The following is a 16,840-nucleotide window of genomic DNA, read 5'->3' as shown; positions in this document are numbered from 1 at the left end:
CCGTCGTCGTGCAGCCGGAGGAGCCGGTGCGGGCCTCAGACGTCCGGGCCGTCCTGGGCCACGATCTTCTGGGACACGCCGCGCGAGTCCGTGGCCGAGGCGTCCTGCAGCCGGGCCTCGTGGGCGGAGCGGATGATCGAGGAGAACGTGTCCTTGTGGTCCAGCAGCTCGTCCTTCCACTTCTGGTCCACGTTCTCGGCCCGCTCGGTCCACTCGTCCATCTTCTCCTCCGCCCTGCGGCGCTCCTCCGCGGGGGCGTCCGCCGGCAGCTTGGAGTACCGGTGCGCGAACTTCTCGGCGTTCTGCAGCGCGATGAGCGCCTTGCCCTTCGGGGAGTACAGGGACACGACCACGGTCAGTGCGAGGACGCCGACGACGACGAGCAGGGACACGGTGGTCGGGATCTCGGCGACCGGCACGTTCTCGCCGCCGTTGATGAACGGCAGGTTGTTCTCATGCAGGGCATGGAGGATGAGCTTCACGCCGATGAAGCCGAGGATCGCCGACAGGCCGTAGGCGAGGTACACGAGGCGGTCCAGCAGGCCGTCGATGAGGAAGTACAGCTGGCGCAGGCCCATGAGAGAGAACGCGGTGGCGCTGAAGACGATGTACGCCTCCTGCGTCACGCCGAAGATCGCCGGGATGGAGTCGAAGGCGAAGAGGATGTCGGTCGCACCGATGGCCACCATGACCAGCAGCATCGGGGTCATGACCTTCTTGCCGTCGACCATGCTGAAGAGCCTGTCGCCGTCGTAGTTCTCGGACGCCGGGAGGAAGCGCTTGGCCAGGCGGACCATGATGTTGTCCGCCTCGTCCTCGGCCTCGTCGCCGGCGAGCTCCCCCTTCAGCTGGGAGCCGGCCACGAGGAGAAGGAAGATGCCGAAGATGTAGAAGACGTCCGACCAGGCGTTGATGATCGCCGCACCGAGCAGGATGAACACCGTGCGCGAGATCAGGGCGAAGGTGATGCCGAACAGGAGCACCTTCTGCTGGTAGTCGCGGGGCACCTTGAAGGACGCCATGATCACCAGGAACACGAAGAGGTTGTCGACGCTGAGCGCCTTCTCCAGGATGTAGCCGGTGTAGTACTCGACCGCGTGCTGTGTGTCGCCGAAGGCGAAGAACACGAGGCCGAACACGAGGGCCGCTCCGATGTAGATGGCGGACCAGACCGCGGCCTCGCGGATGGTGGGGGTGTGCGCCTTGCGCACGTGGGCGAAGTAGTCGAACGCGAGCAGGCCGACGATCAGTGCGATCGTCAGCCCCCACGTCAATCCGTTGATCTCCATGATCGTCGGTGCCTTTCAGCTCCAGGACAGGTGGAAACGACCGCAAGTCTCTCCGCCCGGCGCTCCATGGCGCTCTCAGGCCGCTGCGTCCGGCTCCCGGCGACAGGTGACCGACCATGGTCACGCGTTCCGGTCGCGTGCTGACGTCCGCAGTGTTCGGGATACTCCCCTACGACGCCGACCAGTGTAGCGAAGCGGTCCGCGTGCGGTGGTCAGGTCGGCGCAGGGTCATGGTGACCGCTCAGGCGGGGCGCCGCCCGTCCGGCTGGTCCGTGACGAACATGTGCCCCGGGGCGTGCGTGATCGCCCACGGAGGGCGTGACAGCTCGAGCGCGCGCTGCGGGGTGACGCCGCAGGGCCAGAACACGGGGACATCCCCCGGGTGCATCTCGGTGGGGTCGCCATAGTCCGGGGCATCCAGGTCTGCGATGCCGAGGGCCGCCGGATCGCCGACGTGCACCGGCTCACCGTGGGCCCGCGGCACGCCGGCGGACACGACGGCCGCCCGCGCCACCAGCCGCGGCGGCACCGGCCTCATGGACACCACCAGCTCCCCCCTCATGCGGCCGGCCGAGCGCAGCGGCACGTCGGTCCGGTACATGGCGACGTTGCGGCCCTGGTCGATGTTCCGCACCGGCACGCCGGCCGCCTGCAACGCCGACTCGAACCCGAAGCTGCAGCCGATGAGGAAGGCCACGGCGTCCCCGGTCCAGTGGGAGGTGGCGTCCGCCACCTCGCCCACGAGCTCGCCGTCCCGCCAGAGCCGGTACAGCGGCAGGTCCGTGCGCAGGTCCGCGCCCGGTGCCCACGGCGTGGTGGGATCGCCCGCGTCGGTGACGTCCAGCAGCGGCATGGGGGCTGGGTTGCGCTGGGCGAACAGGAGCATCTCGTAGGCCCAGTCCGCGGGCAGGACGATCAAGTTCGCCTGGGTGAACCCCGGTGCCAGGCCCGAGGTGGGCCGGACGAGGCCGCCCCGGAAGCGAGCGCGATGGGCGGCGGGCGCCTCGGAGGCGGCCTGCGGCTCCTGTGCGAGGGCGTCGGCGGCGGACGTGTACGGGTCGGTCATGGGGAGGGCACCTCCAGAAGCGGGCCGTGGGCGGCCGCGAAGATCAGCAGTGCGGAGACGAAGGCCAGGCCCCAGCTGGTCAGGGACCCGACGAGGAACTCCTCGGCGCGGGAGCCCTTGCCCGCGTCCGCGGAAATCTCCGGGAAGCGGACGATTCCCTTGGCGGCCATGAGTGCCGCCACCACCTGATAGGCGCCGGCCAGGCCCAGACCTGCCAGGAGCAGACGCTCGACCGGGCCGATCCAGCGGCCGCCGCGCAGGCCGGAGTCCGGGGCGCCGGACTCTTCTGTGGTGCCGGTGGACGCGTCGGCCCCGGCTGTGGGAGCGTCCGGGGGCACCTCGACGGCGGCCGCGACGGCGGCCTCACCGGTGGTCTCGGATACGGCGTCGTCGCGAGGGTCGTCTGCAGGTGCCTGGGCGGGGGCTGGCGGCCCGTCCTGGGTGGACGGACGGCCGGCGAGGACGAGGACGTCACGGGTGATCCGGTTGCCCGGCTCGATGAGGAACGCCAAGGCGCCGAGCACCACCGGCCATCCGGACCCCAGCGCCACGTGGAGGCCGCCGTAGGCCACCAGCTCGAGGCCGGCCAGCAGGACGAGCACCGCCACGAGGACGGGCGAGGCCCAGGCGCGTGTCCCGGCGGCCGTCCAGGCGCAGCCCGCCGCCAGGGCCAGGGCGCCGGCGAGGAGGACGGGGGCGGCGTCGGCTCCTCCGGAGCCGCCGTGCCCTCCGAGGGACGAGGTGAGGGCCACGAACACCAGGGTCAGCAGGACGACCACCGCGCCGACGCCGAGACCGATGAGCCGGTGGCGTGCGGTGGGGACCGCCCCAGGCCCGCGACCGGCCAGCAGGGCCACGGTGAACTCGGTGGCGGCCAGGCACAGCAGGACGACGCCGATCATCGGTGCTCCTGCCCCGTCCGGGCCGGCCGTCCGGCGGCCTGCGCCAGCAGATGGTCCACGTCCACGAGCATCCGCCCGCCGGAGCGGGTCAGCGACTGCGACACGGCGGACTGGCTGATGCCCTCGGCCTCGGCCACGTCCTTCTGGTAGACGCCGTCCAAGGTGGCGCGGACGATCCGCCGCTCCCGCGGCTTCATCGCTCCGATGAGGTGCTCCAGCAGGCGGGCCGCCGCCGCCTCCAGTCCGGGCACCGCCTCCCCGTCCTCCGCAGCGTCCCCGGCGGCGGAGCGCACCTCGAGCGTGGCCGCCGTCGCATCCCGTTCGTGTCCGGCCTCGATCGCGGCGCGCGCGGACCACCAGGCGTCGCCGTCCTGGATCGGTCCGCCCTGGCCGTCGGCCAGCGCGGTCACGTGTCCGAGCCCGATGCCGAAGCGCAGGCGCACCGGCTCCTGAAGGGCCAGCATCACCCGGAGCAGGGCGCGCAGTGCGGTGGGCAGGTCCGGGTAGACGGCCTGGAACTCGTCGCCGACGGTCGCCCACGGCGGGACCTGCCCCGCTCCCGGGGCCGGGGGCTGGTCCCCGGCTGTACCGGAACTCGTCTCGTCCGTCCCCGCCTGCCCGTCCGCATGCGACGAAGCCGATCCGCAGACCTGCCCATGGGCCTCGGCCCAGGCGTGCAGCACCTGCTCCTGCGCGGATGCACGGTCCGGGAGCAGCCGCGACCCGACCAGATCCGCGATCACCGCCACGGCCGGCACGGCCCCCTGCTCGGTCATGACATCACTTCCTGACTGATACTGACATTAGTATAAGCGTGAAGGTCATGGCGCAGGGCGGCGAGCACTCCCGCGAGGCCCGCCAGGCAGATCACACCGCCCACCACGGCGAGCCCGTGGAATCCGATGACGGCCATGATCAGCCCGGACAGCGCTGCCGCCACCGCGGCACCGGCACCCATCCCGGCATCCGTGACGCCCTGGACCAGCACCCTGCGCGGGCCGGCCGCATGCTCGGACACGTAGGCGGAGCCTGCCACCGTCACCAGGGACCACCCCAGACCCAGGAGGATGAGCGCGACCGTCACGGCCCCCCGGCTGCCCGGCCAGGCGAAGGCCGTCACGCAGGAGCCCAGCAGCACGCCCTCGCCCAGCGCCATGGTCCTGAGCCGCCCCCAACGGTCGGCGAGCAGACCCACGAGCGGGGACAGCGCGTACATCCCGGCGATGTGCAGCGAGATGACCAGCCCGATCACCACGAGGGTGTCCGCGTCCGTGTGATGGTGTCCGCCCGTCGCCTGACCGGCATGGCCCGCGTACTCGGCGGCGGCCAGCTGGGACAGGTGCACCGAGGTCATGGCCATGATGCCGACCATCACGGTGTGCGCGGCGACCACGGAGCCCACGCCGAGCAGGAGCCTGCGGCTCGCCACGGTCACCTTGAGGCCGTCGCGGAGCCGGGGTGCGGCGACCTTCTCGGCGGCCTCCTGGCCCACCTCCACGTCCGGGCGCAGGTGCAGGGGGTCCGGCCGCAGCCCGATCTGCAGGACGGTCACCGCAAGGACCATGCCGACCAGGGAGAACAGGAAGGGTCCGGAGGTCTCCGGCAGCCCGAGCGCCTCGGCGACAGCCGAGCCGGGTCCGATGAGATTCGGCCCGGAGACGGCGCCGACGGTGATGGACCAGACCACGATGCCCAGGTCCCGCCCGCGGGTGCGGTCCTCGGCCAGGTCGGTGGCCGCGAAGCGCGCCTGAAGGTTGCCTGCACCCCCGAGGCCGATGAGCAGCGCCGCGAGCACCAGCACCGGGTAGCCGATCCCCGGCAACGCCTCCTCGAGCATGGGGGCCACGATCATGCCCAGCGCACCGAACGCCGCGATGCCGTAGGCCGTGGAGAGCGTGATGCGCCGCCCCTTGGCCAGGGCCAGCCGGGCCAGCGGCAGCGCCGACAGCGCACCGGCGAGGGACAGCGCCATGGTGGTCGTGCCCGCCAGCGCGTCGCTGCCCGAGAGCTCGGCCGCCATGAGGGAGCCGACGGCCAGGGCGGCGCCGTTGCCGATGCCGGAGAAGACCTGGCTCAGGGACAGGGTGGTGACGACCCTGTGCTGATGACGTGCCCGGGCGACCCCGTGGTCCCGGCCCATGCTCAGCCCTCCCGCTTCATCTGACGCAGTTCCTTCTTCAGCTCTGCGACCTCGTCGCGCAGGCGCGCGGCCAGCTCGAACTGCAGCTCGGCGGCGGCCTGGTGCATCTGCCGGGACATCTGGGTGATGAGGTCCTCGAGGTCCTTCGCCGGCAGCGTGGCGGCGTCCACGGCAGGGCTCGCTCCGTCCTCGCCCTCGCCCTGCTCGGCGGCGTCGGCGCGCGCGGAGGTGATGCCGCGGCGGCCCATGCCGAAGTCGAAGCCGGACTTCACGCCGCCCATGCCGGAGAGGAAGTCCGCGGTGTCCGCGTCCTCGCGGGCCAGCTGGTCCGTGATGTCCGCGATGCGCTTGCGCAGCGGCTGCGGGTCGATCCCGTGCTCCCGGTTGTACGCGATCTGCACGGCCCGGCGGCGCTCGGTCTCGTCGATGGCCCGGCGCATCGAGTCCGTGACGTTGTCCGCGTACATGTGGACTTCGCCGGAGACGTTGCGGGCGGCGCGGCCGATGGTCTGGATGAGCGAGGTGGTGGAGCGCAGGAAGCCCTCCTTGTCCGCGTCGAGGATGGACACCAGGGACACCTCGGGCAGGTCGAGTCCCTCCCGGAGCAGGTTGATGCCCACGAGCACGTCGAAGGTGCCCTTGCGCAGCTCACGCAGCAGCTCCACACGCCGGAGGGTGTCCACGTCCGAGTGCAGGTACTCGACCTTCACGCCGTGCTCGAGCAGGTACTCGGTGAGGTCCTCGGCCATGCGCTTGGTCAGCGTGGTGACGAGGACGCGCTCGTCCTTGGCCGTGCGGATGCGGATCTGCTCGAGCAGGTCGTCGATCTGCCCCTGCACGGGCTTGACCACCACCTTGGGGTCCACCAGGCCGGTGGGGCGGATGATCTGCTCCACGTAGCCGTCGGCCTGCGAGAGCTCGTAGGGTCCGGGGGTCGCGGACAGGTACACGGTCTGGCCGATGCGCTCGAGGTACTCGTCCCACTTCAGCGGCCGGTTGTCCATGGCAGACGGCAGCCGGAACCCGTGCTCCACCAGGGTCCGCTTGCGTGACATGTCCCCCTCGTACATCGCGCCGATCTGCGGGATGGTCACGTGGGACTCGTCGACCACCAGGAGGAAGTCGTCCGGGAAGTAGTCCAGCAGGCAGTGCGGGGCGGAGCCGGCGGGCCGGCCGTCGATGTGCCGGGAGTAGTTCTCGATGCCGTTGCAGTAGCCCATCTGCTGCATCATCTCGAGGTCGTAGGTGGTGCGCATCCGCAGCCGCTGGGCCTCGAGGAGCTTGTCCTGGGACTCCAGCTCCTGCAGGCGCTCGCGCAGCTCGTCCTCGATGGACGTGATGGCCTTCGCCATGCGCTCGTCGCCGGCCACGTAGTGGGAGGCCGGGAAGATGTACATCTCGTCCTCCTCCCGGATCACCTGGCCGGTGAGCGGGTGGAGTGTCTGGATGGACTCGATCTCATCGCCGAAGAACTCGATGCGCACGGCCAGCTCCTCGTACATGGGGATGATCTCGACCACGTCGCCGCGCACGCGGAAGGTGCCGCGGTGGAAGTCGGTGTCGTTGCGGACGTACTGCATGGCCACGAACTGGCGCAGCAGCGCGTCCCGGTCCATCTCCTGCCCCTGCCGGAGGGTGACCATCTGCTCGATGTACTCCTCCGGCGTGCCGAGGCCGTAGATGCAGGAGACGGTGGCGACCACGACCACATCACGACGGGTCAGCAGCGCGTTGGTGGCCGAGTGGCGCAGACGCTCGACCTCCTCGTTGATGGAGGAGTCCTTCTCGATGAAGGTGTCCGTCTGCGGGACGTACGCTTCCGGCTGGTAGTAGTCGTAGTAGGAGACGAAGTACTCGACCGCGTTGTGCGGCAGCAGCTCGCGGAACTCGTTGGCCAGCTGCGCGGCGAGCGTCTTGTTCTGGACCATCACCAGGGTGGGCCGCTGCAGGGACTCGATCAGCCACGCGGTGGTGGCGGACTTGCCGGTGCCGGTGGCTCCCATGAGGACGACGTCCTTCTCGCCGGCCTGGATCCTCTCGGTCAGCTCGGCGATCGCCGTCGGCTGGTCCCCCGAGGGCTGGTAGGGGCTGACGACCTCGAAGGGTGCGACGACGCGGTTGATCTGCTGGGCCAGGCTCATGCCAGCCAGCCTACGCGGGTCGGCGGACGCGGTGCGGTCCTCGCCCGCCGTCCCGACGACGTCACCGGCCTTGGGCGCGCCCCTCGCCGCGGTCCTCGGCCGGCTCGGCGGCGTCGGCAGCCGGTGCCTCGCCGGCCGGCTCGTCCCGGCCCTGGGTGGAGTCCGGGTCGAAGCCGTCGCCGTCGACGGCGATGAAGCGGTCCCAGACCTTGTTCGCCGCGCGCTTCAGCGCATCCAGGTCGGCGTCGTTGACCAGGAGCACGTCGGCGGCCTTGCGGCGCTCCTCGTCGCTCGCCTGGGCGGCGATGCGGTTCTGGGCGTCCTCCACGGTCATGCCGCGGTCCTCCACCATGCGGCGGATGCGCTCCTGCACCGGCGACTCGACGACGACGACCAGGTCGTAGGCGGAGGCCTGGCCGGACTCGACGAGCAACGGCACGTCCTGGACCACCACGGCGTCCGGGCCGGCCTCCGCCACGAGCCGGCGGCCGAAGGCGCGGATGCGCGGGTGGACGATCCGGTTGAGGCGCTCGCGGGCGGCCGGGTCGGTGAAGACGATCTCGGCCATGGCGGCACGGTCCAGGTCCCCTTCGGCGGTGATGACGCGGTCGCCGAACTCGTCCTGGACGGCGGCGAGGCCCTCGGTGCCTCGGGCGAGCACGTCGCGGGCGATCTTGTCCGCGTCCACCAGGATGGCGCCGCGCTCGGCGAACACCCGGGCCACCGTCGACTTGCCGGCGGCGATGCCGCCGGTCAGGCCCACGTGCAGACGGGGACGGGAGGGGTGGGGTGCGACGGTCTCGGTCACGGAAGTCTCTCCTCGGTGGGTCGGAAGGCGGAGGCGAGGGGGCCGTCGTCGTCAAGGGCGCCGTCCCCGAGAGGCCGCGCGCGAGGCGGGCCGCTGTGCTCCGGCCCACAGCACGCTACCGGCCGGGGCCGCCCGAGGGCGACACCGGCCGGCGGCGTTTCGTCCCGGTGTCCGGGACGGCGGCGGATCAGGCGTCGGTGGACGCCGCCTTCACCTGGTCCAGCACGGGCTGGACATGTTCGGACCAGTAGGCGTCCACCGCAGCGGAGAGCTCCTCACGGGTGCCGGAGTTCTCGATGGTGGTCCAGCCGGGAGCGTCGCTGGGGTCCGCGTCCTGGGCATCCGCGTCGATCTCGGCCCAGGCCTGCTCGCGGGTGAGGCCGAGTTCGGCCATGAGCCGCTCCACGCGGGACTCCACCGAGGACTCGACCACGATCACGCGGTCGAAGTCGCGGGCCGAGGAGGACTCGTCCAGCAGGGCCAGGTCCACCACGAGGACCGCGTCGTCGCCGATCGCGGCGGCCCGGCGGTTCGCCTCGGCCTTCACGTGCGGGTCGACGACCTCGTAGAGGCGGGTGCGGGCGGCGGTGGACTCAGCGGTCAGGGCGTCCACGGCGGTCCAGTCCACGGAGCCGTCCGCGCGGACCATGTCCTCGCCGAACACGCCGCCGAGTTCCCGGACGGCGGGGTGGCCGGCCACGAGCAGTTCGTGCATGAGGTCGTCGTAGTCCACGACGACGGCACCGTGGCGCGCGAACTCAGAGGCCACGAGGGACTTGCCGGACGCCACGGCACCGGACATGCCGATGGTGACGGCGGCGCGTTCGGCGACCGTCTTCTGCTGGTGCCAGGTGTTCGGGGTGTGCGTGTCGTACTCCGGCTCGGTGCCGACCTCGAACTGCGGGCGGATGGAGTAGTCGGTGATGTCCACGCCGCCCTCCTGGGCACGGCGGTGGTACTCCTCCGCGGGGAGCACGGGCTTCCACTGACGGGTGCGCATCGGCTTGAGGGAGCCGGCGTCCTCGCGCAGGGCGCGCAGCAGCAGGGCGGCCTGCATGAGGGTCAGGACCATCACCGGGAAGCCGATGACGATGATGACCTCCTGCAGGGCGTCCAGGCCGTCCTCGCCGGCGGTGGTGATGATGGCCGTGCAGACCAGGCCGATGGACAGGCCCCAGAACACACGCTGGCGCCGGGTGGTCTCCTCCTCGTGCCCGGAGGCCATGGCGTCCATGACGAGGGCGCCGGAGTCGATGGAGGTGACGAAGAAGATGACGATGATCAGCAGGGCGAACGTGGCGACCGGCAGGTACAGCGGCATGTGCTGCAGGTACTGGAACAGCGCGGCCTGGACGTTGCCGTCCACCACGATGGTCTGGGTCATCTCACCCGGGGCGCCGGGCGCCGACGCGGTGGACCGGTCCAGCTGGTAGGAGGAGAAGCCGTAGACCCCCATCCAGATGATCACGAAGGCGGTCGGGATGCCGATGCCGGCGAAGACGAACTCGCGGATGGTGCGGCCGCGGGAGATCTTCGCGACGAACAGGCCGACGAACGGTGCCCAGGACACGGTCCACGCCCAGTAGAAGACGGTCCAGTCACCGGACCAGGCGCCGCCGCCCAGGGTGTCGCTGAAGGTGGTGAGCATGGGCAGCGCCTGCACGTAGCGGCCGACGGACTCGACCATGCCGCGCAGGACGTTGAGCGAGGACTCCGCCCACATCAGGCAGTAGAGCATGAAGGCCACAGCCATGCAGATGTTGATGTAGGACAGGCGCTTGACGCCCTTGTCCATGCCGGCCAGCACGGAGGTGAGCGCGGCGGCGGTGATCACGGCCATGATCAGCGCCTGGACCCAGCCGGCGATCGGGGTGCCGAACACGTAGTTCATGCCCGCGTTGATCTGCAGGGCGCCCAGGCCGGTGGACACGCCGATGCCGAACACCGTGGAGACGATGGTGACGACGTCGATGGTCTTGCCGATGGGTCCGTGGATGCCGTCGCCGAGGATCGGCTGGAAGGCGGAGGACACGCGCGGGGGAAGCTTGCGCTTGTACGTGAAGTACCCGAAGCACAGGCCCGGCACCAGGAGGATGCCCCACATGTGGATGCCGAAGTGCAGGTTGGCGAAGTTGATCGCCTGCATCAGGGCCTGGTCCGTGTAGGGATCGGTGCCCTCCAGCGGGGGGTTGGCGTAGTGGTTCATCGGCTCGGCGATGCCCCAGAACATGAGCACGGCGCCGACGCCTGCGGCGAAGAGCATGCCGAACCAGGCGATGCCGGAGTGTTCCGGGGTGGCGTCGTCGTCGCCGAGCTTGACGCGGCCGAAGCGGGAGAACGCGAGACCGAAGGCGAAGACCACCAGGCAGGTCGCCGAGGCGGTGTAGAACCAGCCGATGTCATAGCGCAGCCACTGGGCGGCCACGCCGAAGACCTGCTGGACCGGGCCCGGGAACGCTCCCATGGCGACGGTGAAGACGATGATGACCAGGGCCGAGGCGAAGAAGATCGCGGGCGAGGTGCGCAGCCCCAGGCGGTCGTGAAGGCGCGTCAGGAATGAGTTCATTCGAGTGGGGTGGTGTCGTCGAAACCCGGGGCGGCCGGTCCAAAGGGCCCGCGGCCGGGTGCGGTGCCGGAAGAGCACTGCCGACGATCCTAGGCAGAAGCTCGGCACAGGTCGAGACCGGCTGTGTCAGGCCGGGGTGTCACGGGCCTAGAGTGGAGCCGCCCTAGAGTGGAGCCCATGTCCGCCTCAGACCCAGCCGTCTCCCCTGCCGCATCCGACGCCGCCGCCGGCGTGGTGCGCTGCACGGTGCCCGCCGCGCGGACCCGCCCGGAGGACGGGTGGACCCATGTGGAGCTGGAGATCAGGCGTTCCCGGTTCCTGGGCTTCGTGGCCCGCGTGGACTCCGAGGACGACGCACGCGAGATGATCTCGGCCCTGCGCCGGCGCTTCCACGACTCCCGGCACGTGTGCAGCGCGTTCGTGCTCGGGCCGGACCGTCGCCAGGCCCGCTCCAACGACGACGGCGAACCGGCCGGCACCGCCGGTGTACCCATGCTCGAGGCCCTGATGCAGCGCCAGACCGGTCCGGACGGCGCTCGCGACCTCACCGACGTCTGCGCCGTGGTGGTCCGCTACTTCGGGGGCGTCAAGCTCGGCGCCGGCGGGCTGGTGCGCGCCTACTCGGACACGGTGAGCGCGACCCTCGACGCCGCACCCCTGGTCACCCGCTCCCGCATGGCCCTGTTCGAGGTGGATGCCCCCCACGCCGAGGCCGGCCGCTGGCAGCACGAGCTGGACTCCGCCGGGCATCACGTCCACGACGTGCGCTACGAGGCGGACGCCGCCGTGCTGTGCGTCGCCGTGCCGGACTCCCCCACCCGCATCGAGTCCCTTCAGGCCTCACTCGCCTCGGTCACCTCCGGCGCCGGCACGGCCGTGCCGGTCGGCCACGACTGGGTGGACGTGGACGGAGCGGACCCGACCTGACACGCCCCGACGGCCCCGCACCGTGACGGTGCGGGGCCGTCGTCGTCCGACTGCCGCTGCGCTCAGCCGCTGGTCTTGTCCGCGGCGTCGCTGCCGGTCGGATGCTCGCTGCGGACCCGGTCGGCGGGGCCGGCGGTCGGCACGCCTCTGGGCTCCCAGCGGTCGAACTCGGGCTCGGTGCCCTCCTCGTAGGCCGGTCGCATGGAGTAGTCGCTGATGTCGTGCTCGTCCTCCCCGGCACGGCGGTGATACTCCTCGATCGGGATCACCGGCTTCCACTGGCGGGTGCGGATCGGGGCGAGTCCGCCGTAGTCCTCGCGGACCGCGCGCACCAGGCAGAGCGCCTGCAGGAACATCATCATCGTGACGGGCAGGCCGATCACCTTGATGACCTCCTGCAGCGCGGAGAGCGACTCCTCGCCGGTGGTGGTCAGCAGCACGGTGCAGACCAGGCCGATGGAGATGGCCCAGAACACGCGCTGGCGGGTCGGCCCCACGTCGTCGTAGCCGGAGGACATCGAATCGATCACCAGGGCGGCCGAGTCGATGGAGGTGATGAAGAAGACGGTGATGCAGATCAGCGCCACCATCGAGGTGACCTCGAGCAGCGGGAAGTGGCCGAGGAACTGGAACAGGGAGCCGGGGATGTCCCCCTCCTCCACGATGGTCTCCACGAAGTTCGCCTCGCCGGCCAGCTCGAGCTTGAAGGCGTTCACACCCATGACCCCGAGCCAGATGAAGGTGAAGGCGGTCGGCAGCAGCAGCACGCCGAGCACGAACTGGCGGATGGTGCGGCCGCGGGAGATGCGGGCGATGAACATGCCCACGAACGGCGCCCAGGTGGCGGTCCAGGCGAAGTAGAACACGGCCCAGTCGCCGGTCCAGTCGGACTCGCTCCAGGTGGTGTTGAAGAACGCCAGCGCCGGGATCATCGTCAGGTACTGGCCGATGGACTCCACGGTGCCCTGCACGGCCTGCGTGGTCGCGCCGAACATGAGGATGTAGATCAGCAGGGCGATGGCGATGGTGATGTTGATGTAGGACAGGCGCTTGACACCCTTGTCCAGGCCGGCGACCACGGACATCAGGGCGACGGCGGTGATGATCGCGAGGATCGCCGCCTGCACCCAGCCGGCGATCGGGACGCCGAACATGATGTTGGCGCCGCTGTTGATCTGCAGGGCTCCCTGGCCCACGGACACGGAGATGCCGAAGATGGTGGCGACGACGGCGAGGATGTCGATGGCCTTGCCGATCGGTCCGTGGATCTTCTCGCCGATCAGCGGCTGGAAGGCCGAGGACATGCGCGGCGGGAGCTTGCGCTTGTACGTGAAGTACGCGAAGGCCAGCGCGGGGACGATGAAGATGCCCCACATGTGCAGTCCGAGGTGGAAGTTCGCGATGCCCATGGCCTCGGACGCGGCCTGGACGGTCTCCGGCTCGGTGCCGTACATGGGCGGGTCGGCGAAGTGGCTGACCGGCTCGGCCACGCCCCAGAACATGAGGGTCGCGCCCATGCCCGCGGCGAAGAGCATGCCGAACCAGGCGAGGCCGGAGTACTCCGGGGTGGCGTCGTCGTCGCCGAGCTTCAGCCGGCCGTACCGGCTGAAGGCGATGCCGAACGCGAAGAGGATCATGCCGGTGATGGCCAGGACGTAGAACCAGCCGAGATTGCCGGCGATCCACGCGGCGACCGCGCCGAATCCGGCCTGCATGGCGCCGGGGACGAGCACCATGAGCGCGGAGAAGACGACCACGATGGCCGCCGAGACGAAGAAGATCTGCGGGTTGGTCCGCAGTCCGAGGCTGTTGTGCAGTCTCGTGAGCATTCAGCTGCCTTCCAGAAGGTGGAGTTGACGTGCGATTCTGTGAAAACCTCTGCCCCACCGTAGGGGGACGCTGTGACGTCCACAACCCCTCGTGGGCCCGTCAGCGGGGCACAGCGCACACCTGCCGGTTCCTAGGATGGAGGACATGCCCGAGACCTCCGCCGCCCCCTCCGGCCCTGCCTCGCACGGCGCCGCGCCCCGCGCCGCCTCCCGCCCCGACGACGGCCGCCTCCGCACCCCGGACGTCGTCCTGGGTGCCCTCCCGGACGCCTTCACCGCGGACTTCGACTTCGGCCGGCTCAGCCGCGAGCCGCTGCACGGCTCCCGCCAGCGGCAGGCCCACGACGCGGCCGACCTGCTTCTGCTGGACACCCTGGCCGGCTGGGAGGCGACCGGCCGCCAGTCCGGACGCATCGTGGTGCTCCACGACCAGCATGGGGCGCTCGCACTGCCACTGCTCGCCGCCGGCCGTGACGTGCGGCTCGGTGTGGACGAGGCCTCGGCCGCTGCGTCCTCGGCGGGGAACCTGGAGCGTCTGCGCGCCGAGGGCTGGGGACGGCTGACGATCGGCGGCGTGGACCGGCAGACCCTGTCCGGCGCCGACACGGTGGTGATGGCACTGCCCCGCTCCCTGGACGCGCTGCGCCTGACGGCGGCGCGGATCGCCCGCTGGGCCGCGGCCGACGTGCTCGTGCTGGCCGGAGGCCGCGACAAGCACATGAGCCCGTCCATGAACGAGGTGCTCGCCGGCTGCTTCACCACGGTGGTGCCCGGCCGCGGCCGGTCCAAGTCCCGGGTGCTCACGGCGGCCGGGCCCCGGCGGGAGGTGGCGGTCCCGGGGCCGGCCACCGGCGTCCATCGGGTGAAGGGACTCGGCCCGCTCACGCTCGTCGGCGGGCCGGCCACCTTCGGCGGCGCCGCACTGGACCCGGGCAGCAGGCTGCTCGCCGAGACACTGGCCGAGCGCCGCCCGCCGGTGCCCGAACCGCACAGCCGCGTGGTGAGAACCGACTCCGGCCTGAGCGTGCAGGTGCCGTGGACCGCCCCGGTGGACCGTACCGGTGCTCCGGCACCGGACGTCCTGGACGCGGGCTGCGGCAACGGCGCCCTGGCCGCGGTGGCGGCGCTGCTCTGGCCGGAGGCGACCGTGCTGGCCTCGGACCAGTCGGCCGATGCCGTGGCCTCGACGTCGGCGACGACGGCGGCGAACGGCCTGCAGGACCGCATCAGGGTGGAGCAGGACGACGCCCTGTCCACCGTGCCGGACGCCTCGGTGCGCCTGGTGCTGCTCAATCCCCCGTTCCACGACGGCACGGCGGTCGACCCGACGGTCGCCCACCGGATGATCGCCGCCGCCGGACGCGTGCTGGCACCGGGCGGCCAGCTGTGGTGCGTGTGGAACTCGCACCTGCGCCACCGCCCTGTGCTCGAGTCCGCCGTGGGCCCGACGCGGCAGGTGGCCCGCGACCGCACCTTCACGGTCACCGTCTCCACCCGGGCGTGATCGTCTCCGGCGGCACACGACGACGGCGCCCCGTCCCTCACAAGGAGGGACGGGGCGCCGTCTGTCCGGTCAGGACCTCAGCGAGGACCTGTCGAACCGATGCGGATCAGTTGCCGGTGAGCTTCTCGCGCAGGGCGGCGAGGGCCTCGTCGGAGGCCAGGGTGCCGCCGTCGGAGGCCGGAGCCTCGGAGACGTAGGAGGAGGCGCCGGCATCGTGCGAGGCGCCGGCGTTGGCGTCCTCCTCGAGGGCGCGGCGCACCTGCTCCTTGTGGGCCTCCCAGCGGGCCTGGGCGTCGGCGTACTGCTGCTCCCAGGCGGCACGCTCGGCCTCGTAGCCCTCCATCCACTCGTTGGTCTCGACGTCGAAGCCCTCGGGGTACTTGTAGTTGCCCTCGTCGTCGTACTCGGCGGCCATGCCGTACAGGGCCGGGTCGAACTCGGTGCCGTCCGGGTCCACACCGTCGTTGGCCTGCTTGAGGGACAGTGAGATGCGGCGACGCTCGAGGTCGATGTCGATGACCTTCACGAACAGCTCGTCGTTGACCGACACGACCTGCTCGGCGGTGTCGATGTGGCGCGAGGCCAGCTCGGAGATGTGCACCAGGCCCTCGATGCCGTCCTCGACGCGCACGAACGCGCCGAACGGGACGAGCTTGGTGACCTTGCCCGGCACGACCTGGCCGAGGGCGTGGGTGCGGGCGAACAGCTGCCACGGGTCCTCCTGGGTCGCCTTCAGCGACAAGGAGACGCGCTCGCGGTCCATGTCCACCTCGAGGACCTCGACGGTGACCTCCTGGCCCACCTCGACGACCTCGGACGGGTGGTCGATGTGCTTCCAGGACAGCTCGGAGACGTGCACGAGGCCGTCCACGCCGCCCAGGTCGACGAAGGCGCCGAAGTTGACGATGGACGACACGGTGCCCTGGCGGACCTGGCCCTTCTCCAGCTTGTGGAGGAAGTTGGAGCGGACCTCGGACTGGGTCTGCTCGAGCCAGGCGCGGCGGGACAGCACCACGTTGTTGCGGTTCTTGTCCAGCTCGATGATCTTGGCCTCGAGCTTCTGGCCGATGTACGGGGCCAGGTCGCGGACGCGGCGCATCTCGACCAGGGAGGCCGGCAGGAAGCCGCGCAGGCCGATGTCCAGGATGAGGCCGCCCTTGACGACCTCGATGACGGCGCCCTCGACGACGCCGTCCTCGTCCTTGATCTTCTCGATGTCGCCCCAGGCGCGCTCGTACTGGGCACGCTTCTTGGACAGGATCAGGCGTCCCTCCTTGTCCTCCTTGGTGAGGACCAGGGCTTCGACGGAGTCACCGACGGCGACGACCTCGTCCGGGTCGACGTCGTGCTTGATGGACAGCTCGCGGGACGGGATGACGCCCTCGGTCTTGTACCCGATGTCGAGCAGGACCTCGTCGCGGTCGACCTTGACGACGGTGCCCTCGACGAGATCGCCATCGTTGAAGTACTTGATGGTCGCGTCGATGGCGGCGAGCAGCTCCTCGGAGGTGCCGATGTCGTTGATGGCGACCTGCGGGGCGTGGGAGGTGGTGGTCATGTAGGAGGGACTCCGATGGGTTGTGGATCATGCCGAGGCGGCTGGACACACAGCGGCGCCTGCGACCCGGCATGGGTTGAAAACGGACAAAACTGTGAGCGCACGAAAGT

12 protein-coding genes are annotated in these 16,840 nt (G+C 70.7%); 2 read left to right on the top strand and 10 right to left on the bottom strand.

Annotation, left to right across the window (positions count from 1 at the left end; genetic code table 11):
• Nucleotides 1–35 precede the first annotated feature (35 nt).
• From MLY01S_RS02390 to coaE (MLY01S_RS02355), 8 genes are all read right to left on the bottom strand, one after another.
• Nucleotides 36–1,289, bottom strand: a complete 1,254-nt coding sequence (locus MLY01S_RS02390) for a TerC family protein (RefSeq protein ID WP_067188937.1) — start codon at nucleotides 1,287–1,289, stop codon at nucleotides 36–38.
• A 241-nt stretch (nucleotides 1,290–1,530) separates the two neighbouring features.
• A complete protein-coding gene (locus MLY01S_RS02385) occupies nucleotides 1,531–2,355 on the bottom strand; it encodes a putative hydro-lyase (protein ID WP_067188935.1) in 825 nt (274 codons plus the stop codon).
• On the bottom strand, nucleotides 2,352–3,257 hold the full coding sequence (locus tag MLY01S_RS02380; RefSeq protein ID WP_067188933.1) for a hypothetical protein: 906 nt from the start codon (nucleotides 3,255–3,257) through the stop codon (nucleotides 2,352–2,354). The genes MLY01S_RS02385 and MLY01S_RS02380 overlap by 4 nt, the downstream gene beginning before the upstream one ends.
• Nucleotides 3,254–4,033, bottom strand: a complete 780-nt coding sequence (locus tag MLY01S_RS02375; protein ID WP_067188931.1) for a SatD family protein — start codon at nucleotides 4,031–4,033, stop codon at nucleotides 3,254–3,256. The genes MLY01S_RS02380 and MLY01S_RS02375 overlap by 4 nt, the downstream gene beginning before the upstream one ends.
• Entirely contained in the window at nucleotides 4,030–5,397 is a 1,368-nt protein-coding gene (locus MLY01S_RS02370; protein ID WP_067188929.1) for an MFS transporter, read from the bottom strand. The genes MLY01S_RS02375 and MLY01S_RS02370 overlap by 4 nt, the downstream gene beginning before the upstream one ends.
• A gap of 2 nt (nucleotides 5,398–5,399) precedes the next feature.
• The gene (gene uvrB, locus MLY01S_RS02365; protein WP_067188927.1) at nucleotides 5,400–7,538 is read right to left on the bottom strand and encodes an excinuclease ABC subunit UvrB; all 2,139 of its coding nucleotides are present in this window, start codon (nucleotides 7,536–7,538) and stop codon (nucleotides 5,400–5,402) included.
• A gap of 61 nt (nucleotides 7,539–7,599) precedes the next feature.
• Entirely contained in the window at nucleotides 7,600–8,346 is a 747-nt protein-coding gene (coaE, locus tag MLY01S_RS02360; RefSeq protein ID WP_082739533.1) for a dephospho-CoA kinase, read from the bottom strand.
• Between the two features lie 187 nt (nucleotides 8,347–8,533).
• The gene (gene coaE, locus MLY01S_RS02355; protein WP_067188925.1) at nucleotides 8,534–10,912 is read right to left on the bottom strand and encodes a dephospho-CoA kinase; all 2,379 of its coding nucleotides are present in this window, start codon (nucleotides 10,910–10,912) and stop codon (nucleotides 8,534–8,536) included.
• A 177-nt stretch (nucleotides 10,913–11,089) separates the two neighbouring features.
• Here coaE (MLY01S_RS02355) and MLY01S_RS02350 point away from each other — a divergent pair, with 177 nt between their 5' ends.
• Entirely contained in the window at nucleotides 11,090–11,839 is a 750-nt protein-coding gene (locus tag MLY01S_RS02350) for an IMPACT family protein (RefSeq protein ID WP_067188923.1), read from the top strand.
• Nucleotides 11,840–11,901: 62 nt separating this feature from the next.
• On the opposite strand, the gene MLY01S_RS02345 is transcribed toward MLY01S_RS02350, so the two are convergent.
• The gene (locus tag MLY01S_RS02345) at nucleotides 11,902–13,668 is read right to left on the bottom strand and encodes a BCCT family transporter (protein ID WP_067188921.1); all 1,767 of its coding nucleotides are present in this window, start codon (nucleotides 13,666–13,668) and stop codon (nucleotides 11,902–11,904) included.
• Nucleotides 13,669–13,813: 145 nt separating this feature from the next.
• Here MLY01S_RS02345 and MLY01S_RS02340 point away from each other — a divergent pair, with 145 nt between their 5' ends.
• Nucleotides 13,814–15,172 (top strand): class I SAM-dependent methyltransferase, encoded by a 1,359-nt coding sequence (locus MLY01S_RS02340; protein ID WP_082739532.1) that lies wholly within the window; start codon nucleotides 13,814–13,816, stop codon nucleotides 15,170–15,172.
• 106 nt (nucleotides 15,173–15,278) lie between these two features.
• Here MLY01S_RS02340 and rpsA read toward each other — a convergent pair whose 3' ends face one another.
• Entirely contained in the window at nucleotides 15,279–16,730 is a 1,452-nt protein-coding gene (rpsA, locus tag MLY01S_RS02335; RefSeq protein ID WP_067188919.1) for a 30S ribosomal protein S1, read from the bottom strand.
• Nucleotides 16,731–16,840: the final 110 nt, after the last annotated feature.

The organism is Micrococcus lylae NBRC 15355 (assembly GCF_001570885.1).
Classification (GTDB): Bacteria; Actinomycetota; Actinomycetes; order Actinomycetales; family Micrococcaceae; genus Micrococcus; species Micrococcus lylae.
The sequence above is the reverse complement of the archived record's forward strand: the minus strand, read 5'-3'. Positions and strand labels throughout refer to the sequence as shown.